At 72.3% G+C, this 24,726-nt stretch carries 22 protein-coding genes; 14 read left to right on the top strand and 8 right to left on the bottom strand.

Annotation, left to right across the window (positions count from 1 at the left end):
- Positions 1-141: 141 nt before the first annotated feature.
- On the top strand, positions 142-597 hold the full coding sequence (locus tag ACQEVI_RS21660; protein WP_432902648.1) for a cupin domain-containing protein: 456 nt from the start codon (positions 142-144) through the stop codon (positions 595-597).
- Between the two features lie 8 nt (positions 598-605).
- On the opposite strand, the gene hisD is transcribed toward ACQEVI_RS21660, so the two are convergent.
- On the bottom strand, positions 606-1,931 hold the full coding sequence (gene hisD, locus ACQEVI_RS21665) for a histidinol dehydrogenase (protein ID WP_432902651.1): 1,326 nt from the start codon (positions 1,929-1,931) through the stop codon (positions 606-608).
- Positions 1,932-2,027: 96 nt separating this feature from the next.
- Between hisD and ACQEVI_RS21670 the strand changes: the two genes are divergently transcribed.
- A complete protein-coding gene (locus tag ACQEVI_RS21670) occupies positions 2,028-2,237 on the top strand; it encodes an RNA-binding S4 domain-containing protein (RefSeq protein ID WP_432902654.1) in 210 nt (69 codons plus the stop codon).
- Positions 2,238-2,275: 38 nt separating this feature from the next.
- On the opposite strand, the gene ACQEVI_RS21675 is transcribed toward ACQEVI_RS21670, so the two are convergent.
- On the bottom strand, positions 2,276-2,680 hold the full coding sequence (locus tag ACQEVI_RS21675) for a pyridoxamine 5'-phosphate oxidase family protein (RefSeq protein ID WP_432902657.1): 405 nt from the start codon (positions 2,678-2,680) through the stop codon (positions 2,276-2,278).
- A 185-nt stretch (positions 2,681-2,865) separates the two neighbouring features.
- Here ACQEVI_RS21675 and ACQEVI_RS21680 point away from each other — a divergent pair, with 185 nt between their 5' ends.
- The gene (locus tag ACQEVI_RS21680; RefSeq protein ID WP_432902660.1) at positions 2,866-4,185 is read left to right on the top strand and encodes a carbohydrate-binding protein; all 1,320 of its coding nucleotides are present in this window, start codon (positions 2,866-2,868) and stop codon (positions 4,183-4,185) included.
- Between the two features lie 31 nt (positions 4,186-4,216).
- On the opposite strand, the gene ACQEVI_RS21685 is transcribed toward ACQEVI_RS21680, so the two are convergent.
- A complete protein-coding gene (locus ACQEVI_RS21685) occupies positions 4,217-4,903 on the bottom strand; it encodes a class I SAM-dependent methyltransferase (RefSeq protein WP_432902663.1) in 687 nt (228 codons plus the stop codon).
- 82 nt (positions 4,904-4,985) lie between these two features.
- On the opposite strand from ACQEVI_RS21685, the gene ACQEVI_RS21690 reads away from it, so the two are divergent.
- From ACQEVI_RS21690 to ACQEVI_RS21720, 7 genes are all read left to right on the top strand, one after another.
- Positions 4,986-7,499 carry a RecQ family ATP-dependent DNA helicase gene (locus ACQEVI_RS21690; RefSeq protein WP_432902666.1) on the top strand — a complete coding sequence of 838 codons (2,514 nt, stop codon included), beginning with the start codon at positions 4,986-4,988 and terminating at the stop codon, positions 7,497-7,499.
- A gap of 94 nt (positions 7,500-7,593) precedes the next feature.
- On the top strand, positions 7,594-8,826 hold the full coding sequence (locus ACQEVI_RS21695) for a histidinol-phosphate transaminase (protein WP_432906043.1): 1,233 nt from the start codon (positions 7,594-7,596) through the stop codon (positions 8,824-8,826).
- Positions 8,823-9,422, top strand: coding sequence for an imidazoleglycerol-phosphate dehydratase HisB (gene hisB, locus ACQEVI_RS21700; protein WP_432902668.1), 600 nt, complete (start codon positions 8,823-8,825; stop codon positions 9,420-9,422). Before ACQEVI_RS21695 ends, hisB begins: the two co-directional genes overlap by 4 nt.
- Before the next feature lie 5 nt (positions 9,423-9,427).
- Positions 9,428-10,024 (top strand): hypothetical protein, encoded by a 597-nt coding sequence (locus tag ACQEVI_RS21705; RefSeq protein ID WP_432902671.1) that lies wholly within the window; start codon positions 9,428-9,430, stop codon positions 10,022-10,024.
- 2 nt (positions 10,025-10,026) lie between these two features.
- A complete protein-coding gene (hisH, locus tag ACQEVI_RS21710) occupies positions 10,027-10,671 on the top strand; it encodes an imidazole glycerol phosphate synthase subunit HisH (protein ID WP_432902673.1) in 645 nt (214 codons plus the stop codon).
- Positions 10,672-10,774: 103 nt separating this feature from the next.
- Entirely contained in the window at positions 10,775-11,518 is a 744-nt protein-coding gene (priA, locus tag ACQEVI_RS21715; protein WP_432902676.1) for a bifunctional 1-(5-phosphoribosyl)-5-((5-phosphoribosylamino)methylideneamino)imidazole-4-carboxamide isomerase/phosphoribosylanthranilate isomerase PriA, read from the top strand.
- Complete coding sequence (locus tag ACQEVI_RS21720; RefSeq protein WP_432902679.1) at positions 11,515-12,243, top strand: SseB family protein; 729 nt, start codon at positions 11,515-11,517, stop codon at positions 12,241-12,243. Before priA ends, ACQEVI_RS21720 begins: the two co-directional genes overlap by 4 nt.
- 6 nt (positions 12,244-12,249) lie before the next feature.
- Here ACQEVI_RS21720 and ACQEVI_RS21725 read toward each other — a convergent pair whose 3' ends face one another.
- The 3 genes from ACQEVI_RS21725 to ACQEVI_RS21735 are packed head-to-tail and all read right to left on the bottom strand — an operon-like array spanning position 12,250 to position 13,939.
- A complete protein-coding gene (locus tag ACQEVI_RS21725; protein ID WP_432902682.1) occupies positions 12,250-13,011 on the bottom strand; it encodes a S1 family peptidase in 762 nt (253 codons plus the stop codon).
- Positions 13,008-13,562, bottom strand: coding sequence for a hypothetical protein (locus tag ACQEVI_RS21730; RefSeq protein ID WP_432902685.1), 555 nt, complete (start codon positions 13,560-13,562; stop codon positions 13,008-13,010). Before ACQEVI_RS21730 ends, ACQEVI_RS21725 begins: the two co-directional genes overlap by 4 nt.
- Positions 13,562-13,939: a DUF1844 domain-containing protein gene (locus ACQEVI_RS21735; RefSeq protein WP_116677642.1), complete on the bottom strand. Its 378-nt coding sequence runs from the start codon at positions 13,937-13,939 to the stop codon at positions 13,562-13,564. Before ACQEVI_RS21735 ends, ACQEVI_RS21730 begins: the two co-directional genes overlap by 1 nt.
- Before the next feature lie 94 nt (positions 13,940-14,033).
- Between ACQEVI_RS21735 and ACQEVI_RS21740 the strand changes: the two genes are divergently transcribed.
- On the top strand, positions 14,034-17,105 hold the full coding sequence (locus ACQEVI_RS21740; protein WP_432902688.1) for an alpha-mannosidase: 3,072 nt from the start codon (positions 14,034-14,036) through the stop codon (positions 17,103-17,105).
- A 65-nt stretch (positions 17,106-17,170) separates the two neighbouring features.
- Here the strand turns inward: ACQEVI_RS21740 and ACQEVI_RS21745 are convergent, their stop codons facing one another.
- Together ACQEVI_RS21745 and ACQEVI_RS21750 are read right to left on the bottom strand one after the other, a co-directional pair.
- The gene (locus ACQEVI_RS21745; protein ID WP_432902691.1) at positions 17,171-17,725 is read right to left on the bottom strand and encodes a hypothetical protein; all 555 of its coding nucleotides are present in this window, start codon (positions 17,723-17,725) and stop codon (positions 17,171-17,173) included.
- Positions 17,722-18,804, bottom strand: coding sequence for a helix-turn-helix domain-containing protein (locus ACQEVI_RS21750; RefSeq protein ID WP_432902694.1), 1,083 nt, complete (start codon positions 18,802-18,804; stop codon positions 17,722-17,724). Before ACQEVI_RS21750 ends, ACQEVI_RS21745 begins: the two co-directional genes overlap by 4 nt.
- A 209-nt stretch (positions 18,805-19,013) precedes the next feature.
- On the opposite strand from ACQEVI_RS21750, the gene ACQEVI_RS21755 reads away from it, so the two are divergent.
- From ACQEVI_RS21755 to ACQEVI_RS21765, 3 genes are read left to right on the top strand one after another with little or no spacing between them, the layout of a single operon-like run.
- A complete protein-coding gene (locus ACQEVI_RS21755) occupies positions 19,014-20,309 on the top strand; it encodes an ABC transporter substrate-binding protein (RefSeq protein ID WP_432902697.1) in 1,296 nt (431 codons plus the stop codon).
- On the top strand, positions 20,309-21,355 hold the full coding sequence (locus ACQEVI_RS21760; protein ID WP_432906046.1) for a LacI family DNA-binding transcriptional regulator: 1,047 nt from the start codon (positions 20,309-20,311) through the stop codon (positions 21,353-21,355). The genes ACQEVI_RS21755 and ACQEVI_RS21760 overlap by 1 nt, the downstream gene beginning before the upstream one ends.
- Positions 21,352-24,570: a GH92 family glycosyl hydrolase gene (locus ACQEVI_RS21765; protein WP_432902700.1), complete on the top strand. Its 3,219-nt coding sequence runs from the start codon at positions 21,352-21,354 to the stop codon at positions 24,568-24,570. Before ACQEVI_RS21760 ends, ACQEVI_RS21765 begins: the two co-directional genes overlap by 4 nt.
- Positions 24,571-24,726: the final 156 nt, after the last annotated feature.

Below are 24,726 nucleotides of genomic sequence, written 5' to 3' on the forward strand. Positions count from 1 at the left end.
GCTCGCTATTCCTCGCGTACGTCAGGAGGCCGTGTCAATGATTCCGCACGGGTTTCACCCAGTGGACGGTCGCGCCTGTCACAGATCTGCGGGGCCGCCGGTCATCACTGGCACACCGATGTCTACGAGAGGCGCAGCGCGATGACAGTGTCAGAGAACCAGGCAGCACACGTGCACGGAAGCGGCGAGCACGCCGGGCCGGAGGGTTGGAAGACCGCGGCCACGATGCTGCAGGACGCGTCGCCGTTCACGATCCCGGACGGGGCGTCGGCGATGACCGTGCACGTCGAGTGGGAGCCCGGCGACCCGGGAACTCCGCCGCACCGCCACTCCGGACCCGCGTTCGGGTACGTGGTCCAGGGGGCGGTCCGGTTCGAGATCGAGGGCGAGCCGGAGCGGGTCATCGGGGCCGGCGGGACGTTCTGGGAGCCGGGCGGCGACGTCATCCACTACCAGGACGGCAACGCGCTGACCGACGCCCGGACGGAGTTCGTGGTCGTCATGCTGTGCGCGCCCGGCAAGCCGATGCTCGAGCTGGTCGACGAGGACGAGCTGGCGGAGCGCGCCCACCTGCGCGCCCCGCGGCCTGCTGCCTGAGCCAGCCGTCAGTGGAACCTGCCGCGCACGGCCTCGCCGTGCGCGGGCAGGTCCTCGTCGTTGGCGATGGCGACGATGCGGTCGGCGAGCTCCTCGAGGGCGTCCCGCGTGTACTCGACCTGCTGCACCGACTTCAGGAAGCTGTGCACGCCGAGGCCGCTCGCGAAGTGCGCGGTGCCGCCGGTGGGCAGCACGTGGTTGGACCCGGCCATGTAGTCGCCCAGTGACACCGGAGACCACGGCCCGACGAAGATCGCGCCGGCGCTGTGCACGCGCGAGGCGACCCGGGCGGCGTCGGCCGTCTGGATTTCGAGGTGCTCCGCGCCGTAGGCGTTGACGACCGCCACGCCGGCGTCGATGTCGTCGACCAGGACGATCGCGGACTGCGGGCCGTCGAGGGCACGCGCCACGCGGGTGGCGTGCTTGGTCGCGGACGCCAGGTCCTGGACCCGCGCCTCGACCGCGGAGGCCAGCTCGACCGAGTCGGTGACCAGCACGGATGCTGCCATCGGGTCGTGCTCGGCCTGGCTGATCAGGTCGAGGGCCACGTGCCCGGCGTCGGCGGTGCCGTCAGCGAGGACGGCGATCTCGGTGGGGCCGGCCTCGGCGTCGATCCCGACGATGCCGCGCACCAGCCGCTTCGCCGCGGCGACGTAGACGTTGCCCGGGCCGGTGATGACGTCGACGGGCTCGCACAGCGTCTCGCCGTCCTGCGGCTCGGTGCCCGCGGCGCCGTAGGCGAACATCGCCACGGCCTGCGCGCCGCCGACCGCGTAGACCTCGTCCACGCCGAGCAGCGCGCACGCGGCGAGGATCGTCGGGTGCGGCAGGCCGCCGTTGTCCTTCTGCGGCGGGGATGTCACCGCGAGGCCGGGCACGCCCGCCTCCTGCGCCGCGACGACGCTCATCACCACCGACGACGGGTACACCGCGAGCCCGCCGGGCACGTACAGGCCCACCCGCTGGACCGGGATCCAGCGCTGCCGCACGACGGCGCCCGGTGCGACGTCGGTCACGTGGTCGGCGGGGAGCTGCTCGGCGTGCACCCGGCGGACGCGGCGGATCGACTCTTCCAGGGCCCGGCGTACCAGCGGCGCCAGCCCGTCGAGCGCGTCGGCGAGGGCGGTCGCGGGGACCCGCAGGTGCTGGGGCGCGATCCCGTCCAGCCGGAGCGAGATCTCGCGCAGCGCGGCCGCGCCGCCCGTGCGGACCTGGCGCAACAACGGCTCGACCACATGGACGGCCTCGTCCACTCCGACCTCGGCACGGGGTAGGACGTCGAGGAGGGCGCGGCGCCCGAGGGACCGGCCGCGCAGGTCGATGCGTTGGATCACCTTGCCAGTCTATGGCGGCAGGCGGGGGACAATGGTGTCGTGTCCAACTCTGCAGCCGAATCCGGTCCCGTATCCAGCCCCGGTCCAGTACCTGAGGTGCCGATCCGTGACGACGTCATCCGCCTGGGGCAGTTCCTGAAGCTCGCCGACCTCGCCGAGGACGGCGCGCAGGCGCGCGACCTCATCGCCGACGGTGAGGTGCGGGTCAACGACGAGGTCGAGCTCCGCCGTGGCCGCCAGCTCGTGCGCGGCGACGTGGTGGCGGTCTCGCTCCCGACGGGCGAGGAGTCGGCCCAGGTCGGCTGACGCTCCCCTCCCGGGCAGGGCGCGCTCGGTGCGGCCGGTCAGGACGCCATGTAGGTCGAGGCCATCACCTTGTCGACCGTCACCCGCAGCACTATGCGGTCCGGGTTCGGCCCCAGCTGGCGGTAGCGGCGCGCGTACCGCGTGACGGCGTCGGCGATCTCCGCCTCGTCCTCGCTGACGGCGATGGTGCCCTCGAGCGTGATCCAGCGGCCGCCCGCGACCTGGCAGAGCGCGGCGCGCGGCGCTCCGCCGTCGGGCAGGGGTGCGGCGTGCCGGGCCTTGAACGAGTTGCGGTTCGTCGTGATCCGGGCGACCCCTTCTTCGGCGTCCCAGGTGAAGGCGACGGGGACCACGTGCGGGGTGCCGTCGGGACGCAGGGTGGTGAGGGTCGCGAGATGGCGCTCCGTGACGAAGACGAGCTGCTCGGGATTGAGTCGGATCACTGTGTGAGTCTAGGTCGGCGCCGGCGTGCGCCCGGCGCCGCCCGGGTGTCCGGTGTGGGTTCCCCGTATTCCCCGCCCCGGGGTATTTGGCTAGCGTTCCTCACAAATCTTTCCTCACAAATCTTTCCTGACAGATCTTTCCTGACGGATTGTCTTCTGCCAGGTGCCGAACCTGGGGAGTGGTCATGAGACGACGTACATCGTTCCTGGCGGCGGGCGTCGCCGCCCTGCTCGTCACGGGACTGGCGATCCCCGCGGTCATCGCGCAGACCGGCCTGGTGGCACAGGCCGCTGCCGCTGACTGCGCGGCTCCGACCTGGGCCGAGGGCAGCACCTATGCCGTCGGCGCCCACGTGACCCACCTCGGCCGCGGCTACACCGCCCTGGTCGGGCACACCGCGCACGTCGGTGCGGGCTGGACGCCCGGCACCACGCCGAGCCTCTGGACCGACGACGGCGCGTGCGCCACCCAGCCCGACCCGGACCCCACGGACCCGACGCCGGACCCCGACCCCACCGACCCGACGCCCGACCCCGAGCCCACGCCCACCGACTGCAGCCAGCGGCCGCGTCCGTCGGGCAAGGTGCTGCAGGGCTACTGGGAGAACTGGGACGGCGCGAGCAACGGTGTGCACCCCGGGATGGGCTGGATCCCGATCACCGACTCCCGCATCACCCAGCACGGATACAACGTGGCGACCCTCGCGTTCCCGGTGATCCGCTCCGACGGCACCGTGCTGTGGGAGGACGGCATGGACTCCGGGGTGCAGGTGCCGAGCCCCGAGGAGATGTGCGCAGCCAAGGAAGCCGGCCTGACGATCCTGATGTCGATCGGCGGCGCCACTGCGGGGATCGACCTGTCCTCGCAGGCCGTGGCGGACCGGTTCGTCGAGACGATCGTGCCGATCCTGCGGGAGCACAACTTCGACGGCATCGACATCGACATCGAGACCGGCCTGACGGGCAGCGGCTCCATCACGCAGCCCTCCACGTCGCAGGCCAACCTGATCCGGATCATCGACGGGGTCCTCGCCGCCATGCCCGCCGGGTTCGGGCTGACCATGGCGCCCGAGACGGCCTACGTCACCGGCGGCAGCGTCGTCTACGGCTCGATCTGGGGCTCCTACCTGCCCATCATCAAGAAGTACGCCGACAACGGGCGGCTCTGGTGGCTCAACATGCAGTACTACAACGGGTCGATGTACGACTGCTCGGGCAACTCCTACGCGGCGGGCACCGTCGCGGGATTCCAGGCCCAGACGGACTGCCTGAACGCCGGGCTGAACATCCAGGGGACCACCATCCGCGTGCCGTACGACAAGCAGGTCCCCGGCCTGCCCGCCCAGCAGGGCGCGGGCGGCGGGTACATGGCGCCGTCGCTGGTGAGCCAGGCGTACGGCTCCTACGACGGGTCGCTCAAGGGCCTCATGACCTGGTCGATCAACTGGGACGGGTCGCGCGGCTGGACCTTCGCCGACAACGTGCGGGCGCTGCAGGGCCGGTAGCCCGGCAGGCGTCGTCAGCCCGGCCGGCTCGTCAGCCGGCCGGGCTCGACGTACGCACCACCGCGTACTGATAGCGGTGGCTGCTGCCCGGGCTGCTCGGCCGCGTCCACCAGGACTCGACCTCACCGTGCTCGCCCAGGCGCTCGCGGACCGTCGCGTCGGTGCGGCGGTGGAAGTAGCGGGGCGGCCCGTAGACCTTGCTGGGTTCTGCGGCGGGGTCGGCGAGGGTGCCTACGGTCAGTTCCGCCGCGCCCCACATCCCCACCGCGAACAGGCCGCCCGGCACCAGCACCCTGACGATCTCGGACAGCGCCGCCTCCAGCTCGGTGTCGTCGAGGTGCATCAGCGTGCTCATGGACCAGACGGCGTCGAAGGTGTGGTCGCCGAACGGCAGGTCGGTCGCCGAGGCGACGTGCGCGTCCAGGCCCGCCGCCCGGGCGACCTCGACCATGCCGGGGGACAGGTCGACCCCCGTGTACGCGAGACCAGCGGCGGCGATCGCCTCGCCGTCACGGCCCGGGCCACAGCCGACCTCCAGCACCGTGCGCCACCGCTCCTCGGCGAGCCGGGCCAGGAACTCCTGCTGCGCGGCGTTGCGCCACGGCGGGACGGGCCTGCGGGCCCGGTCGGCGGCCTCCGCGTCGTAGTAGGCAAGGAAGTCCGCGCGGCGTGCTTCCCGGTCCGACGGCGGTTCGGTCGCGTTCGCGGTAAAGGTCACGCGCCGGATTCTAGGTAGGTCCGGAGTGATCGGTGTGGATAACCCGCTCGCGGTGTCGGTGGCTGCTCATAGGATCGACGACGTGACCAAGGACCCCTTCGCAGACCTCCCCTTCAGCGCGGAGGAGCCGCCCGACGACGCAGCCTTCCTGACCGAGGTCGGTGACCCCGCGCCTCCGCCGTCCGCCCGGAACACGCCAGAAGCGCAGGCGGCCAAGCTGCGGATGCTGCGCGGCCTGCTGGACGAGGATGCCGCCGCCGCGGCGGCCGCCCCGCCGCTGCGCAGGCGCAAGCCCGAGCCGACGCCGGAGCCCGTGCTGGAGCCTGTGCCGGAACCGACGACGGAGCCCGACGCCGCCGAGCCGGCAGCTCGCCCGGTGGCCGCGGCCTCGCCGGGGGCGTCGCTGCGCGAGGAGGCGGAGGCAGCGCTCCGCGAGCTCGTCGGCCGCGACGAGGCACGCCTGCGCGACGACCAGTGGACCGCCATCGAGGCGCTCGCCGCCTTCCACCGCCGGGCGCTGGTGGTACAGCGCACCGGGTGGGGCAAGTCCGCCGTGTACTTCGTCGCGACCAAGCTGCTGCGGGCGCGCGGCGCCGGCCCGACGGTGATCGTGTCCCCGCTGCTGGCGCTCATGCGTGACCAGATAGCGGCGGCCTCCCGTGCGGGCATCCGTGCGGTGACCATCAACTCGGCCAACATGACCGAGTGGGACGAGGTGCACGCGTCCGTCTCGCGCGGCGAGGTCGACGTGCTCCTGTGCTCGCCGGAGCGGCTGAACAACCCGGGCTTCCGGGACGAGGTGCTCCCGCGTCTGGCGGCCGACGCCGGGCTCGTGGTCATCGACGAGGCGCACTGCATCTCCGACTGGGGGCACGACTTCCGCCCGGACTACCGCCGGATCCGCACGCTGCTGGCCGACCTGCCCACGGGGATCCCCGTGCTCGCCACGACGGCCACCGCGAACGAGCGCGTCACCCAGGACGTCGCGGAACAGCTCGCCGTGCACGCGGACGGCGCGAGCTCCGACGAGGTGCTGGTGCTGCGCGGCGGGCTCGACCGCGAGTCGCTGCACCTGGCGGTGCTGGAGCTCGGCGACCAGCCCACCCGCGTGGCGTGGCTGGCCGAGGCGCTGCAGGACATCGACGGCTCCGGCATCGTCTACTGCCTCACGGTGTCGGCGGCGGAGCAGGTCGCCGAGCAGCTGCGCGGCTACGGCCTCGCGGTCGCCGCGTACACCGGCCGGACCGAGCCCGCGCAGCGCGAGCAGCTCGAGGTCGACCTCAAGAACAACGAGGTCAAGGCGCTGGTCGCGACGTCAGCGCTGGGCATGGGCTTCGACAAGCCGGACCTGGCGTTCGTGGTGCACCTGGGCGCGCCGTCCTCGCCGATCGCGTACTACCAGCAGGTAGGTCGTGCCGGGCGTGGCGTGGACCAGGCGCTCGTCGTGCTGCTCCCGGGCGTCGAGGACAAGGCGATCTGGGACTGGTTCGGCGAGCAGGCGTTCCCGGCCGAGGGCCAGGTGCGGGCGACGCTCGAGGCGCTGCGCGGCGGCGGCACCATGTCGACGGCGGCGCTGGAGACGCAGGTGGACCTGCGCCGTTCCCGCCTGGAGACCATGCTCAAGGTGCTCGACGTCGACGGCGCCGTCCGGCGGGTGCGCGGCGGCTGGGAGTCCACCGGCCAGGAGTGGTCGTACGACGCCGAGCGGTACGCGAGGGTCTCCGCCAGCCGCGCCGCCGAGCAGCAGGCGATGGTGGACTACGTGGGCACGCAGGGCTGCCGCATGGCGTACCTGCGGGCGCAGCTCGACGATCCGGAGCTGGCACCGGGCTGGCGGTGCGGCCGCTGTGACCGGTGCGGCGGGATGGAGCTGCCGGAGGCGCCGGACGCCGAGGCGGTCGCCGCGGCGCGCGCCGAGATGGACCGACCGGGGGTCGAGGTCGAGACCCGCAAGATGTGGCCCACCGGCCTGGCCTCGATCGGCCTGGACCTCAAGGGCAAGATCCCACCGGCCGAGCTGGCCGAGCCGGGGCGAGCGGTCGCCCGGCTCGACGGCCTCGGCTGGTCCGGCCCGCTGCGCGACCTGCTCGCGCCGGCGGCGGGCGACGGCGAGCTTCCGGTGCCGCTGCGCCGGGCCGCCGCGCGCGTGCTCGACGAGTGGAGCGCGCTACGCCCCGTGGCAGAGCCCACCGAGGCGGAGGGCGCGGACGAGGCAGGTGTCGGCGAGGCGCAGTCCGGCCCGCTGGTGATCGAGGCCGTGGTGGCGGTCCGGTCCATCACCCGGCCGCAGCTGTCGTACCACCTGGCCACCGGTCTCGCGAAGTACCTGGGCGTGCCGATGATCGGGGCCATCGGTCCGGTCGCCGGGCAGGAACAGCCCGGGCGGCACGACGTGAACTCGGCGATGCGGCTCGCCGGCGTGGCCCGGCGGCTGCAGCTGCAGCTCGGTGAGGGCGCGCGCCGTGGCCTGCCGGGCCGGACGGTGCTGCTCGTCGACGACTACACCGACTCGGGCTGGACGCTGACGGTCGCCGCACGGCTGCTCCGCGAGGCCGGCGCGGCGGCGGTGTACCCGTTCGTGCTGGGTGTGCGGTGACTCCAGCAGTGACTGCCGCGGTGACGTTGCCCACGCGCCCGATGGGCGGACTGGCACCGGTCCGGTGCCCAGTGGTTCGTAGACTGGTCCGGTGATGACACACGCCGTCGACGCACACGCCGTCGACCAGCACAGTGCGGAGGGCAACGCTCCCGCGCCCTCGGTGCGGCTGCCGCTGCGCCCCGAGCTGGCGAACGAGAAGCCGTACGGCGCTCCGCAGCTCGACGTCCCGGTGCTGCTGAACGTCAACGAGAACCCGTACCCGCCCGGCGAGGAGGTGGTCGCCACCATCGCCGAGGAGGTGGCGCGTGCCGCCCGCGGGATGAACCGTTACCCGGACCGGGACGCGACGGTCCTGCGTCAGGACCTCGCGGACTACCTCGCGGCGGAGACCGGCGTCGATCTGGAGCATCTCGACGTGTGGGCCGCCAACGGGTCCAACGAGGTGATGCTGCACGTGCTGCAGGCGTTCGGCGGTCCAGGTCGCACGGCGCTGTCGTTCGCGCCGACGTACTCGATGTACCCGGAGTACGCGCGTGACACGCATACGACCTGGGTGGTCGGCCGCCGGGAGGACGACTTCACGCTCGACCCGGCCCGCGCCGCCGAGACCATCCGTCAGGTACGTCCGTCGGTGGTCCTGCTGGCGAGCCCCAACAACCCGACCGGCACGGCGCTGCCGCCGGCCACCGTCGAGGCGGTCTGCGAGGCGGCGCTCGACGTGGACCTCGACGGCGCGCACCCCGTCGTCGTGGTGGACGAGGCCTATGCGGAGTTCCGGCGTCCCGGTACGCCGTCCGCCGTCGCGCTGCTGGAGCGGTACCCGAACCTCGCGGTCACCCGGACGATGTCCAAGGCCTTCGCCGCGGCCGGCGCCCGGCTCGGGTACCTGGTCGCCTCCGGCGACTTCGTCGACGCGCTGCGGATCGTGCGCCTGCCGTACCACCTGAGCGCGATCACGCAGGCAGCGGCCGGCGCCGCGCTGCGCCACCGCGAGTCCCTCATGGCCCAGGTCGCGACGCTGCGTGCCGAGCGGGACGCGTGCGTCGCCTGGCTGCGCGAGCAGCGGCTCCCGGACGGCGCTCCGTTCGACGTCGCCGACACCGACGCCAACTTCGTGCTGTTCGGCAGGTTCAGCGATCGGCACGCAGTGTGGCAGGGTCTGCTGGACCGCGGTGTCCTGATCCGCGAGACCGGCCCCGAGGGCTGGCTGCGGGTCTCGATCGGCACGTCCGCCGAGATGGCCGCCTTCCGTTCGGCGCTCACCGAGGTGCTGAACGGGCAGGTGCACGAGCACGGAAACGAGCAGGGAGAGGAACAGCCATGAGCAGGACCGCACGCGTCGAGCGCGCCACCTCCGAGTCGAAGGTGCTGGTCGAGCTCGACCTCGACGGCACCGGGCGCACCGACATCAGCACGAGCGTGCCGTTCTACGACCACATGCTCACCGCGCTCGGCAAGCACTCCCTGATCGACCTCACCGTGCACGCGACCGGCGACACGCACATCGACGCCCACCACACGGTCGAGGACGTGGCCATCAGCATCGGCGAGGCGCTGCGCGAGGCGCTCGGCGACAAGGCAGGCATCTCCCGGTTCGGCGATGCGCTCGTGCCGCTCGACGAGGCGCTCGCCCAGGCTGTGGTGGACGTGTCCGGCAGGCCGTACCTGGTGCACGAGGGCGAGCCCGCGGGTCAGGAGTACCACCTCATCGGCGGCCACTTCACGGGTTCGCTGACCCGCCACGTGCTGGAGTCGATCGCCCACCACGCTGGGATCTGCCTGCACGTGCGGGTACTCGCGGGCCGCGACCCGCACCACATCGTCGAAGCCCAGTTCAAGGCGCTGGCGCGTGCGCTGCGCGCCGCCGTCGCCGTCGACCCGCGGGTCGACGGAATACCGTCCACGAAGGGTGCGCTCTAGCAGCCATGTCCGACAGCCCCAAGCCCGAGAACGACGGGTCCAGCAGCACGCCGCCCGGCGACGACCTGCCCGACTTCGATCTCGACTTCGAGATCCCGGACGACCTGTCGTCCCTCACCGGTAGCGGCGAGCCCGAGTTCGCCGCGATCATCACCCAGATCGCAGGGGCGGAGCCGCTCGCCGCGGCCAGCTCCCTCGCGCAGCTCGACCTCGATGCGGTACCCACGTCGGTGGGCGCCGTGGGAGTCCTCAAGGACCTCGCCGGCGACGCGCCCGAACAGGCCGCCGCCGCGATCTCCCAGCTCGTGCGGGGTGTCCCGCTCGTCCTGGTGACCCGCACCGGTGAGCAGATGACGGCGGTCCGGTTCGCTGACGGCGTCCGCGGCGACGAGCTCGCCCCCGGCCTCGTGCTGGGCGGCGCCCCCGAGAGCGTCGTCGACCTGCTGACGGGCGCCACCAGCGTGGACGACCTGGACGGCGTGGTCGGCTCGACCTCGATCAGCAAGTTCAAGGCGGTGCGGATGCTCACGTCCGCGGCGCGCAAGGCCCGCAAGGGCATGGGCAAGGGCGAGCCCGACCAGGGCCGCGCGGACGAGGCCTGAGCGTGGGCGCGAGGGTCGTCGTCCTCGACTACGGCTTCGGCAACGTCCGGTCCGCGGTCCGTGCCCTGGAACGGGTCGGCGCGGACGTGACGCTGACCGCCGACCGGACCGCCGCGCAGGAGGCCGACGGTCTCGTCGTGCCGGGCGTCGGCGCGTTCGCCGCGTGCATGGCGGGCCTCAAGGCCGTCCGCGGGCACGAGGTGGTCGGCCGCAGGCTGGCCGGCAACCGCCCGGTCCTCGGCATCTGCGTGGGCATGCAGGTCATGTTCGACGCCGGCGTGGAGCACGGTGACCGGGTCGAGGGCATCGGTGAGTGGCCGGGCGTCGTCGAGCGGCTGGACGCTCCCGTCGTGCCGCACATGGGCTGGTCGCCGGTCGAGGCGCCCGAGGGCTCTACCCTCTTCGAGGGGATCGCCGACGAGCGCTTCTACTTCGTCCACTCGTACGCCGTGCAGACGTTCACCAAGGGCTACGACGAGAACGCGGTGAAGATCTTCTCGCCGCCGAAGGTGACCTGGGCCGAGCACGGCGCACGCTTCGTCGCCGCCGTCGAGGACGGCCCCCTGGCGGCCACCCAGTTCCACCCCGAGAAGTCGGGCGACGCGGGATCCCAGCTCCTGCAGAACTGGCTAGACACGCTCGCCTGACGCACCCCCACACCGTTGAGTGCTGGGTATCTGTGGGCCAGCGAGCGTCGATGCCACAAATAGCCAGCACTCAGTTCAGAGACAGATAGAAACTTGGAGAGAGATGACCGAGCGACTTGTGCTCCTGCCCGCCGTCGACGTCGCTGATGGCCAGGCCGTCCGCCTCGTCCAGGGCGAGGCCGGCTCGGAGACGTCCTACGGCGACCCTCTGACGGCGGCCCTGGACTGGCAGTCCGGTGGCGCCGAGTGGGTCCACCTCGTGGACCTGGACGCCGCCTTCGGGCGCGGCTCCAACGCCGAGCTGCTTGCGCGGGTCGTTGGTGAGCTGGACGTACAGGTCGAGCTGTCGGGCGGCATCCGCGACGACGAGTCGCTGGAGCGGGCTCTGGCGACCGGCGCACGCCGCGTCAACCTGGGCACCGCCGCGCTCGAGGACCCGGCCTGGACGGCCAAGGTCATCGCGGAGCACGGCGACCGCGTCGCCGTCGGTCTCGACGTGCGCGGCACCACGCTCGCCGCACGCGGCTGGACCAAGGAGGGTGGCGACCTCTGGGAGGTCCTCGCCCGCCTCGACGAGGCAGGGTGCGCCCGCTACGTCGTCACCGACGTCACCAAGGACGGCACGCTGCGCGGCCCCAACCTGGAGCTCCTGTCCGACGTCGCCGCGCGCACCTCCGCGCACGTCGTCGCCTCGGGCGGCATCTCGTCGCTCGACGACCTCACCGCACTGCGGGCGCTGGGCACGATCGAGGGCGCGGTCGTCGGCAAGGCGCTGTACGCGGGTGCGTTCACCCTGCCCGAGGCGCTCGACGTCGCAGGCCGCCCGGGTGCCGGGGCCGGGGAGTGAAGTCGATCCAGCCGTCCAGCCAGTTCGCGGGAGACGACGGCTCGGCCGACGCCGAGCTGACCCGGCTGCTCGACGGTTACACGACGGGGACCACCCCGCTGCGTGACGTCGTCGCGCGGCTGGCCGAGACCCGCGTGCTGGTGCCGGTCCTGGCCGAGCTCGGGGTCGCCGAGCAGAACCCGGACGGGCTGACCGTGGACAAGGAGGCGTCGTCCGGCGTCGTGGCGCTGGAGGCACCGGACGGGCGCCGCGCGCTGCCCGTCTTCACGTCCGTGGCCGCCATGCAGGCCTGGCGGACCGACGCGCGGCCGGTGCCGGTCGAGGCCTCCCGCGCCGCGCTGTCCGCGGTGAACGAGAACTGGGCGCTCATCGTCGTCGACCCGGCCGGGCCTTCGACGGCGCTCGTGCCGCGGCCCGCCGTCTGGGCGCTGGCACAGGGGCAGGACTGGCGGCCGGCGCTGGTGCCGCACGAGGACGGGATCGTCGTGGACCCGGAGGTCGCCTCGGAGGTGGCCGTCGCGGCGGCCCCGGTGCAGCACGTGGTGCGGGCCCACGCGGAGCCTGGCCGCTCGGCAGAGGTCGCGGTGGTGCTCGGCCTGAACCCTGGCCTGGACCGCGCCGGGCTGGACGCGGTGCTGGCCCAGGTCAACGCCCGGCTGGCGGCGTCAGAGGTGATCTCGGCGCGGGTCGACTCGCTGGAGCTGAGGATCGGCGTCGCCCGCTGATCCTGCTCAGCAGCCCTTCGCCGGCGTGAACGCGGTGTCGTCGGCAAGCATGTCCTGCAGCGTCGACAGCGGCACGAGCAGGCTGCTGTCGTCCGCGGTCTTCGCGTAGACGACGCCGATCACCCGCCCCTTGTCGTCCAGCGCCGCAGACCCCGACGAGCCGGGCTCGACCTGGGCGTCGGTGAGCAGCACCTCGCCGAGGTTCGCGTTGAGCGGGTCCCGCGTGGCGCCCATCACCTCGCCCTCCGTCACGGTGAGCTCACCGCCTGCCGGATAGCCCACGACGGTGACGGGGTCGCCCGGCTCCGGGTCGGCCTCGGCCAGCTTCGGGAACGACGGCAGGGGATCCGTCGTCCGGACGACGGCGAGGTCCGCGAGCCCCGCCGTCGAGGTGGCGCCGACCGTGATGTCATGCCCGTCGTAGGTGCTGACCTCGAGGTCCTTCGACTCGGAGACCACGTGCTTGTTCGTGATCAGGGTGTGGGCGTCGATCGCGAAGCCGGAGCCCGTCGACAGCTCCTCGCAGCCCACGTTGCGGATGCGGACCGCCATGCGTTCGACGGCGTCGAACCCGTCAGGGCTCAGCGCGTCGCCGCCGGCCGCCGGGGAGAGGTCCGCCGGGGACGACGGCACGATGTCGCTCGGCACCGGCTCCGGCAGGGGCGGCAGCACGCCGCAGCCGGCCAGCGAACCGGTGAGGCCGGTGAGACCGGTGAGCATGCCGACGAACAGGGCGCGGCTCGCGAGCGAGCGGCCCGCCGGCCTCACGGTCGCAGCTCCTTCTGCAGCGACTCGTTGGCACTCTCCGCGTCCGCGCACAGCGCGTTGACCTGCTGCTCGTAGCGGCTCAGGTCCGCCGGCTCGTACTGGTCGGCTTCCTTGAGATAGCCGACGAGCTCCTCCTGGCCCGACACGCACTGCCCGAGCGCGGACGCCACGGTGGCCGCGGCCGCGCTGACCTGGGTCTGGTAGTCGAGGTACTGCTGGGAGGCGACGTTCTCGTCGCCGAGCTGGGCCTTCTCGTTCGCCAGGTCGGTGATGCGAGACGTGGCGGTGGACAGCTGGTCGCGGGCGGCCTGCAGCTCGGTGTTGGCGCCCTCGAGCTGCATCCGCAGCGAGGCCACCTCCTCGGCGTACTCGTGCGCCTTGTCCTGCCAGTCGGCGGAGCTGCGCTGCCAGCGGACCGTGGTCACCCACAGGTAGGCGCCGACGGCGATCGTGGCGACCAGCAGGAGGGCGAGCACACGAGAACCACGGCCACGACGTGGCGCGGGTGCCTGAGCGGGATCCGGTGCCGCCAGGACGGAGACCTCGGTCATCAGACGACGGAGCCCGTGTACTTCTCGCCAGGTCCCTCGCCCGGGGCGTCCGGGATCACCGAAGCCTCCCGGAACGCGAGCTGGAGGCTGCGCAGACCGTCCCGCAGCGAGCGGGCGTGCTGGTTGCCGATGTCGGGCGCGCTCGCGACCACCAGCGCGGCGAGCGCGGTGATCAGCTTGCGGGCCTCGTCGAGGTCCTTGAGCTCCTCGGCGTCGTCGCCCTCGGCCAGACCGCACTTCACGGCGGCCGCGCTCATCAGGTGGACGGCGGCGGTGGTGATGACCTCGACTGCCGCGACCTCGGCGATATCGCGTGTGGCCTGGTCAGTGCCCACCGGAGCCTGGATGCCGGCGGGGGTCTCGTCGCTGGAGCTCATGGACTCCATCTTTCCATCCCGGCAGGGGTGCGGGTGAACATCGAGCGTGGGCTAGCCTGCCTGGGTTCAACGGTGACACAGGGGAGGCCCTTCGATGCACGACGACATCACACTGACCACCGGGCGCGCGCGACGCGTGCTGACGGAACGCATCTGGCCGGCGGTCCACGCGACGTCCGTACCGCTCGACGTCGAGTGGCACGCGCTGCCGGGGGAGCCGATCCCTCCGCGAGAGGGTCTGGCCCTCGCCATGGAGCCCTACGAGGTGGGCACGCCGTGGGGCGCCGCCTGGGGCACCACCTGGTTCCGGCTGACCGGGTCGGTCCCCGCGGGATGGACCGGCCGGGCCGTCGAGGCGGTGATCGACCTCGGGTTCGACACCAGCATGCCCGGGTTCCAGGCCGAGGCTCTGGTCTACCGGCCCGACGGCACCACGGTGAAGTCGATCAACCCGCGCAACCAGCACGTCCCCGTCTCCGACGTCGCGTCCGGCGGCGAGCGGGTCGAGCTGCTCCTGGAGGCGGCGTCCAACCCCGTGCTCCTCGGGCACGACCTGTTCAAGCAGACCCAGGAGGGCGACACCCGGACGTCCTCGCCGCGCGCCCTGTACACGACCCGGCGCATGGACCTCGCGATCTTCGAGGCCGAGGTGCACGACCTCGCGCTCGACGTCGAGGTGCTGCTCGAGCTGCAGGCCGAGCTGCCCACCGGCCCGCGCCGCATGCGGATCCTGCAGGCGCTCGACGACGCCCTCGACGTGCTGGACCTGCAGCGCATCCCCGAGACGGCGGCGGCCGCCCGGGCGGCGCTCGCGGATGTGCTCGCCAGCCCGGCGGAGCCGAGCGCCCACGAGATCTCGGCGGTCGGCCACGCGCACATCGACTCCGCCTGGCTGTGGCCGGTCCGGGAGACGATCCGCAAGGTCGCGCGCACGACGTCGTCCATGGCGGACCTGATCGACCGCACCGACGACTTCGTCTACGGCATGTCGTCGGCGCAGCAGTACGCATGGGTCAAGGAGCACCGGCCCGAGGTGTGGACCCGGATCAAGGACGCGGTCGCGGGGGGCCGGTTCCTGCCGCTGGGCGGCATGTGGGTCGAGTCCGACACCGTGATGCCGTCGGGCGAGGCGATCGCGCGCCAGTTCTCCCAGGGGCAGCGGTTCTTCGAGCGGGAGTTCGGGATCCGCAGCAAGGGCGTATGGCTGCCCGACTCGTTCGGCTACTCGCCGGCCCTGCCGCAGCTCGTGCGCCGCGCCGGGTTCGACTGGTTCTTCACGCAGAAGATCTCGTGGAACCAGGTCAACGTGTTCCCGCACCACACGTTCTGGTGGGAGGGTATCGACGGCTCGCGCGTCCTGACCCACTTCCCGCCCATGGACACCTACAACTCGCTGCTCTCGGGTGAGGAGCTGGCCAAGGCGACGCACCAGTTCCGCGAGTCGCGGCGGGCCTCGGGCTCGATCGCGCCCGTCGGGTTCGGCGACGGGGGCGGCGGCACGACCCGCGAGATGACCGGCAAGGCGAAGCGGCTGGCCGACCTCGAGGGCAGCGCGAAGGTGCGCTGGGAGCACCCGGACGCCTTCTTCGAGCGCGCCCGCGAGGAGCTCACCGCGCACGCGACGAGTGACAGCGCTGTCTGGGTGGGTGAGCTCTACCTGGAGCTGCACCGGGCCACGCTGACCTCGCAGCACAAGACCAAGCAGGGCAACCGCCGCAACGAGCAGCTGCTGGTCGAGGCGGAGGCGTGGGCCGCGACGGCGTCGGCCCGGACCGGTGCCGACTACCCGTACGACGAGCTCGACGCACTGTGGCAGCAGGTGCTGCTGCTCCAGTTCCACGACATCCTGCCCGGGACGTCCGTCGCGTGGGTGCACCGGGAGGCCATGGAGACGCACGCGCGGATCACGGAGGGTGCGCAGGCGATCATCGAGCGCTCCCTGCGGGCCCTGGTGGGCGAGGGCGACACGGCCCTGCGGGCCAACCCCGCGGTGTTCGCCCAGGCGGGGGTCCCCGCCCTGGGCGTCGCCCCGGCGTCGGCGCCAACGTCGGCTCCGAGCACCCTGACCGAGCTGCCCGACGGCGGCTACGTGCTGGCCAACGGCCTCGTCCGGGTCACGCTGGACGCCGCAGGCCAGGTCACGTCCGCGGTCGACCTGACCAGCGGCCGGGACGCCGTCGCGCCCGGCCGCGTGGCGAACGTGCTGCAGCTGCACCAGGACTTCCCGAACAAGTGGGACGCCTGGGACGTGGACCGGTTCTACCGCAACTCGGTGACCGACCTGCGCGAGGCCGAGAAGGTCACCGCCGCCGTCGAGGACGGCGTGGCCACGGTGACGGTGCACCGGCAGTTCTCGTCGTCCGGCCTGGAGCAGGTGATCACGCTCGCGCCGGGCAGCCGCACCCTGGAGGTCGCCCTGCGGACCGACTGGCACGAGACCGAGAAGTTCCTCAAGGTGACCTTCCCGCTCGACGTGCGCGCCGAGCACATGGCGGCGGAGACGCAGTTCGGCTTCCACAAGCGGGTGACGCACACCAACACCAGCTGGGAGGCCGCGAAGTTCGAGACCTCCATGCACAGGTGGGTGCTCGCGGAGGAGCCTGGCTTCGGCGTCGGCCTGGTCAACGACTCGATCTACGGGTACGACGTGACCCGCGAGGTCTCCGACGACGGCGTGGCGCCGGCGCCCGGCGTCCCCGCGGTGACGACCACGGTGCGGCTGTCGCTGCTGCGCGCCCCGCGGTTCCCGGACCCCGAGACCGACCAGGGCATCCAGACCCACCGGTACGGGCTGGTCGTGGGCGTGGACACCGCGGCGGCCACCGAGGCGGGCGCGACGTTCGGCGCCCGTCCGCGGGAGCTGCGCGGTGGGAGCGGCGTCGAACCGCTCGTCACGGTGGGTGGCGGGGCGAGCGGCGGGGTGACGCTGTCCGCGGTCAAGCTCGCCGACGACCGGTCGGGCGACCTCGTGGTGCGCGTCTACGAGGCGCTGGGCCGCCGCGCGTCCGGCACGGTCACGGTGGCCGCACCGGTATCCGGTGCGCGCACGGTGAGTCTCATCGAGGACGACGTCGAGGGCGGCGAGGTGGACATGACGGCGGACGGCGTCGTCGCGCTCGACCTGAGCCCCTTCGAGGTCCGCACGCTCCGCTTCACGCGAGCCTGACGAGCAAGACCGTGGCGCGATATCCGCTGAGGCGGTTCGTCGCGCCACGGCCGGTCAGCGGCGCGTCATGGTCCTTCCTGGCACCACTTCTCGAAGGCCTTGCTGCTCTCCCGGAGCTCGGGCGGGACGGCACGTGACAAGTCGTGCAGGCTCAGCGCGTACCCGAACGCTGTGTCGATGTCTACCATCGCCTGTCGAACGGCCAGCCTGACGAGGTCCCACGTGTCGATCACGACCAGACCCCGGTACCGGGCTTGCCGCGCGGCGTCGGCGTCGTCGGTGACAAACACTGCTCCGACCGTGCGAACCTCCATCAGCACTATGGTCTCTGCCTCTCCCAGGTGTGCCCGTGGGCTGTCGCCGGGCCGCGCCATGAGATCGCGCAGATCGCGGATGTCGATGTGCTCTTCCTCGGTCTGAGGCTCCCAGGGCACGCCGAGCAGCTCCTTGGCGAGGAGGAGCTCCAGCCGGCCCTCGACCTGCGAGGCGCTCTCGCACTCCTGGCTGACGGTGAGGCACCATCGGCCGCGATCGCGGAGGAGTCTGCTCAACAGGTCCATGCGGTTGATGAGCGCGAAGTTGATCAGGACGGTGGTGTCCGGGAAGACGAATGCGGTCATGCGAGTGACGTCCCGAAGGCGGCCGCCAGCTCCTGGACGCTCAGACGTTGGGTGTCGGGCCTTGATATCTCGACGGCGTCCTCGTCCACACCGAGCATCCACGCAAGCGTGGATGCTCCGAGCCGTCCCTCGGTGATGCCGCGCTCGTGCGCGTCACAGATGAAGGCCGGAAACCGTCGTGCTGTCGCCTCGCGCCGACGCTCCGCTATCTCGGCCCAGCGGTCGGGCATCGCCGTGGCACGCAGGAACTGGACTGTCGGCGTCTCGAGCCAGGCCCGAATCTTTGGACGGAGCTCGAGACCGAGAGCCTCGGCGCGGATGCGTACCGCGGAAGTGGATACGCCCCAGTCCCACAACAGCGATCCGAGCTGGGTCGCGTCGGTGATGTTCTGCAGCCGCTCCATCTCGTCGGCGGGGAGCAGAACCTCTGCTGCGAAGCGGTTGGCGGCTCGCTCGGCCGCGGCGTTGGTGGTGGCGCAGTCGTCGCCGTCCACCAGGTGGCCGAGCTCGTGGGCGAGCGACCAGTTCTCGTAGAACCAGTTGGCTGTCTCGCGCAGCACGACGACCGCACGTCCGCCGATGGACATCGCGTAGTCGGTACCGACCTCGCGGATCCTGACGACGTCGACCTCGAACTGCGCTTCGACGACATCCGCGAAGCGACGGACGCCGCCGGGGCCTGCCAAGGCCCGGCGTAGCTCGCCGGCGTCAGCCGGCAGGCGAGAACTTGGGAGAGGCTCGTTCGGCGAGGCCTGCTGGTAGGCCACTCGGATGTCGCGCAGGACTCCCGTGTCGTCGCTCGCCGATCTGTTGCTGTAGGAGCTCGTCCCGTGGTCGTAGGCGTGGCGGGCCGCCACCTGCAACCTGTTGGGGTCTTCCTTGCCTGTGATCAGCCAGTACACCTCGACGCCGAGCTCGTCAGCCAGCTGGACGATCTCGAGGGAGCCAAATCCTCGGACACCGTTGAGCGCACGTGAGAGTGCGTCAGCAGGCATACCGATCTTGTGGGCCATCTCCTTCTGAGTAAGGCCCTGTTCCTGGAGGATGGTGCGGACCCGGCTGCCGATCGTGGTGTCCATGCCTCAACCGTACGCCTGGATTGGGATTAACCCAATCGTTGTACCGGGGTGAACTCTTCGTTGCGGTGTGCAGTCGGAGTGCCCTGGTGCTGCCCTTGACACTGCAAGGGCCACGCGGCACGCTAGCGGCGCTAAAGCGCTTTAGTCCGCGCCGCGGCACCCACGGCAAGTCCCCAGGGCGCGACGAAGCATTGCTGGAAGGAACTGTCATGAAGATCAGGAGCATCAGGGTCGCGGGAGCGGCCCTGACCGTGCTGGCCGCTCTCGGCGGCTGCACCCTGAGCGGCGGCGACGACGCAGGGGCCGGGCCTGCCGCCGACACCGCGGCGGGCGCCGCCGACGTCACCGGCGAGGTCACGCTGCAGACCTGGGCGCTCAAGCCCAACTTCACGACGTACGTCGAGGGAGTCATCGCCGCCTTCGAGGAGACGTACCCGGGCACCACCGTGACCTGGCTCGACCAGCCGGGCGCCGGCTACTCGGAGACGCTGCGCGCGCAGGCCGCTGCCGGCGAGCTGCCCGACGTCACGAACCTGCCGCCCGACTTCGCGTTCTCGCTGTCGCGCGAGGGCCTCCTCACGGACCTCACGACGGTCGACGACGCGCTCGCTGACACGTACGTGCCCGGCGCGCTGGAGGCCTACCGGTACGCGGGCACGGAGGGCACGTTCGGGTACCCGTGGTACCTGACCACCGACCTGAACTACTGGAACACCGAGATGTTCGAGGCGGCGGGTCTCGACCCGGCGGCGCCGCCCACCACCCTCGACGAGCTCATCGCGCAGGCGCGCACGATGAAGGACGTCACCGGCGGCTACCTCATGAGCCGCAAGCCGGGGCTCGGCGACTTCGCGGCGGAGGGTCTCCCGATCCTGTCCGAGGACGGCACACGGTTCACGTTCAACACCCCTCAGGCCGCCGAGCTGCTCGACGCCTACCGGGACGCGTACGCCGACGGCCTCATGCCCGACGACGTGCTCACCGACGCCTACCTCGGCAACAGCCAGCTGTTCACCGAGGGCAAGGTGGCCTGGTCGACGGGCGGCGGCAACTTCATCGCCACCGTGCTCGAGAACAACCCGTCGCTCGAGGGCAAGGTCGCCCCGTCGCCGTACATGGGTGCCACCCCGCTGTACGTGCAGGGGCTGTCGATCTCGAGCCAGTCGACCAACCTGCCGACGGCGGTGGCGCTGGCGCGGTTCGTCACGAACGCCGCCAACCAGGAGGCGTTCGCCAAGGAGGTCCCCGGCGTCTTCCCGTCGACCGCCGAGTCGCTGGAGAAGCCGGAGCTCGCCGAGAGCGACGGCACCCCGCAGGGTGCGGCCAAGCAGATCGCGTACACCAGCCTCGGCACGGCGCGGTTGCTGCAGCCGGTAGAGGTCAGCGAGGCGATGACCACCATCATCAACCAGCAGCTCGCGGCGGCGATAGCGGGGGACAAGACCTCGCAGGAAGCCCTGGACGCAGCGGTCGAAGAATGCGACAAGCTGCTCGCCGACCAGTGATGTCGTCCGCGGGGCACGCGAACCGCAGACCGACCATCGCCGACATCGCCGCGCACGCGGGGGTCTCACCGACAGCGGTCTCGTTCGCGCTCAACGGCCGTCCGGGGATCAGCGAGCAGACCAGGACCCGCATCCTGGCCGCCGTCGCGGAGCTCGGGTGGCGGCCGAACGTGGCCGCCCGCGCGCTGGGTGGCCGGCGGGCCGACACGGTAGGCCTGGTCGTCACACGCCCCGCGCGGACCCTGGGGGTCGAGCCGTTTTTCGCCCAGCTCGTCTCGGGACTGCAGGCGCGGCTGTCGGCGGACCTCGTGGCCCTGCAGCTGCTGGTGGTGGAGGACGTCTCCGCCGAGCTCGACGTCTACCGGCGCTGGACCGCCGAGCGGCGTACCGACGGCGTGGTGGTGCTCGACCTCGAGCTCGACGACCCGCGTCCCGAGGAGCTGGTGCGGATGGGCCTGCCGGCGGTGGTGCTCAGCGGCGACGGCAGGCCGGGCCCCGTGCCTGCCGTCTTCGCCGACGACCATGCCGCCATGACCTCGCTCGCCGAGCACCTGGCCGCGCTGGGGCACGTGCAGCTCGGCCATGTGGGCGGCGTCCCCGCGTACGTACACTCCGCGCGGCGGGTCACCGCCCTGCACGACGCCGGGGCGCGCCTCGGCCTCGACATCACGACAGTGCCGGCGGACTTCTCGCAGGACGAGACCGCGGCAGCGACGAGGGCCCTGCTGGCCCGCGACGAAAGGCCAACTGCAATCGTCTACGACTCCGACGTCGCCGCGCTCGCGGGCGTCACAGTACTGGCCGAGGCGGGACTCGACCTGCCCGGCGACATCTCCGTGGCATCCTTCGACGACTCAGAGCTGGTGCGACTCGCGCACCCGCCGCTCACCGCGATGACCAGGGACACCTTCGAGCTCGGGGAGCTCGTGGCGGCCACGATGCTGTCGCTGGTCCGGGGCGAGCCCGTGCCCGACGTCGTGGACGCACCGACGTCCGTGCTGACCGTGCGCGGCAGCACGGGCCGGGTCCCGGGGGTGGCCGCATGACCGGGCCCGGACACGTCCCCGCGGGGCGGCCCGGCGTCGGCCTCACGAGCGAGCACGCACGGCGGATCTGGCACGAGGGCGCGGGCCGCACGGTGGTGCTCGACGGGCTGGACGTCCCGCTCGAGGCAGGCGCGGAGCTGCGCTGCACGCTCCTGCCGGTACTCGACCAGGAGCTCACCTACCGGTCGACCTACGTGGCGGTCGACCTGCTGCTCGACGACGGGACGTGGCTGCTGGAGACCGAGCCCGGACGCGGGCTCCGGGACCAGCACCGCATGCCCGCGACCGCCGTCGGGCAGGGGGACGCACGGATCCTGGTGCCCGACCACTGGAACGTGGTCCGCGTGGACCTGGACCGGGTGGCCGAGCTGCTGCCCGGCCGGCGCGTGCGCGCGGCCGCGGTCGTGACGGCGCCGCCGGACGGCGGGGACACCGAGGTGTGGCTGGACGCCGTCGCCGTCGGGCCGCGCGCGGAGCGCGTCGTGACCGGCCGCACCGACCTCGTCGACACCCGGCGCGGCACCCACTCCTCGGGCGCCTACTCGCGCGGGAACAACGTGCCCGCGGCGGCCGTGCCGAACGGCTTCACGATGTGGGTGCCGCTCACCGACGCGTCGACCGAACGCTGGCTCTACTCGTGGGCCGCGCACAACGGCCCGGACAACCGGCCGCGCCTGCAGGGTATCGGCATCTCGCACGAGCCCAGCCCGTGGATGGGGGACCGCGACCAGCTCGCGTTCCACCTGGTCCCCGCGCAGCCGGGCGAGGAGGGCACACCCGACGCCGGCCTTCAGGCCCGCGCGCTCCGCTTCTCGCACGACGCCGAGACGGCCCGCCCGCACCGTTACGGCGTCGACCTGGAGGGCGGCTCCCGCATCGACGTCGCGGCCTCGGACCACGGCGGCGTGCTGCGGTTCACGTTCCCGCCCGGCGCCACCACCGGCCACCTGATCGTCGACGCAGTGAGCGACGCCGGAGCGGACGGCCCGCCCGTCGCCGTCACCGTGCACGACGACGGCACGCTCACCGGCTGGAGCGACCACGGCAGCGCGCTCTCGGTGGGCCGCAGCCGCATGTACGTGGTGGGCCAGGTCTCCCGGCCCGTCCTGCGCACGGGCCGGGCGCGCGGCCGGGAGCACGCCACCTACGCGACGGTGGCGCTGGATCCGGCGGCGGGACCCGGCGGCCAGGCCGACCGCACGGTAGAGGTGCGCGTGGCGACGTCCTACATCAGCGAGGACCTCGCCTGGCGCGCCCTGGACCGCGAGGTGAGTGGCTCCTTCGACGACGTCGCCGAGCGTGCGCGCACCCAGTGGGAGGAGCGCCTCGGCGTGCTCGACGTCGAAGGCGCCACCGAGGAGCAGCAGGTGACGCTCTACTCGAACCTCTACCGCCTCAACCTGTACCCGTCGTCGTACACGGAGTTCGGCACCGACGGCGAGCTCGTGCACGCCTCACCCGTGCTCGACGGCGCGCCAGTCGTACCCGGCGAGATGTTCGTCAACCACGGGTTCTGGGACACCTACCGCACCTGCTGGCCCGCGTACGCGCTGCTCTACCCGGACGTCGCCGCGCGGCTCGCCGACGGCTTCGTGCAGCAGTACCGCGAGGGCGGCTGGGTCGCCCGGTGGTCGTCGCCGGGCTACGCGGACCTGATGACGGGCACGTCGTCCGACGTCGCCTTCGCCGACCTGTACCTGCGCGACGTACCCCTGCCCGACCCGCTCGCCACCTACTCCGCAGGCCTGCGCAACGCGACGGCGCTGCCCACCCGGTCCGGCGTGGGCCGCAAGGGCCAGGACTTCGCGCTCACCCACGGCTGGGTGCCGCGCGACGTCGACGAGTCGGTGTCCTGGGGCCTCGAGGGCTACATCAACGACGCCGGCCTGGCGCGGATGGCGCAGGCGCTCGCGGATGCGCCGGGTACGCCCGACGACCGACGGCGAGCCCTGCGTGACGAGGCCGCCTACCTGCGGCAGAGCTCGCTCGGGTACGTGCACCTCTTCGACGCGGGGACGGGATTCTTCCGGGGACGCGACCGGGACGGTGCGTTCGGCTCGGGCCCGTTCGACCCGGACGAGTGGGGCGGCGACTACACCGAGTCCGATGCGTGGAACTTCCTGTTCCACCCCGTGCACGACGGCGCGGGCCTGGCCGCCCTGCACGGCGGCCGCGCGGGGCTGGAGCGGCTGCTGGAACGGTTCTTCACCACGCCGGAGCGGGCGGACAAGCCCGGCACCTACGGGTCCGTCATCCACGAGATGGTCGAGGCGCGCGACGTGCGGATGGGCCAGTTCGGCCAGTCCAACCAGGTGTCGCACCACATCGCCTACGCGTGGCTCTTCGCCGGCCGGCCGGACCGTGCCCAGGAGACCGTGCGCGAGGTCCTGGCCCGCCTGTGGACCGGCAACGAGATCGGCCAGGGTTACCACGGCGACGAGGACAACGGCGAGATGTCGGCCTGGTACGTCCTGTCGGCGCTGGGGCTGTATCCCCTCGAGATCGGGTCCTCACGCTGGGCGGTCGGCTCCCCGCTCTTCGAGCGCGCGGTGGTGCACCGGCCCGACGGCGACCTCGTGATCGAGGCACCCCGCGCGGCCGACCGCTGGTACGTGGCGGGGCTCGATGTGTCGGACGCCGACGGCGCGGCGCGCACGGTCGAGGCGCCGACCGTGGAGCACGGCGACCTGACCGGGGGAGCGACCCTGCGGTTCGCCATGTCGGGGACGCCGACGAGCTGGGGCGCGCCGGCGTCGGCCGGCTCGGGGCGGGACCTGGCAGGTGCGAGCACGGGGTCGGACTGCGAGCCGGCCCGGCCCTGGCAGCGGGCCGACGGCGGCTGGCACGGCGCCGACGGGTCTCTGCCGTCGTTGACGGACGCGGACCTGACGACGTCTGCCGAGGTGGCGGGCGTGCTGGAGTGGCGCCCGTCCGGCGAGGTTCCGGAGGGTGCGGTGCTCCGCGCGTACACGCTGACGTCGTCCGCCGGGTCTGCTGGGTCTGCTGGGTCCGCCGGGTCGGACCGGCAACCGCCGTCGGCGTGGCGCCTGGTCGCGGCCGACGGCCGCGTGCTGGACGAGCGGTCCGGCGAGCAGTGGCCCTGGCCGGGTCAGCTGCGCCCGTTCGTGCTGGCCGAGCCCGTACCGCTGACCGGTCTGAGGCTGGAGACTGACGAGGGTGGCGTGCTCGCTCAGGTGGAGCTGCTCATCGACTGATCCGCGCTGCCGCGCTGGGCACCGGCGCCGACTTCGGTCCCTTGCACGAGACGTTCTGCGACTTCGGTCCTTTGCTTCGAGATCGGTCAATCAACCGGCCGATCTCGAAGCAAAGGACCGAAGTCACCGGGCACCAGGTGCAAGGGGCCGAAGTCA

The sequence above is a fragment of the Promicromonospora sp. CA-289599 genome (assembly GCF_050936155.1).
Classification (GTDB): domain Bacteria; phylum Actinomycetota; class Actinomycetes; order Actinomycetales; family Cellulomonadaceae; genus Promicromonospora.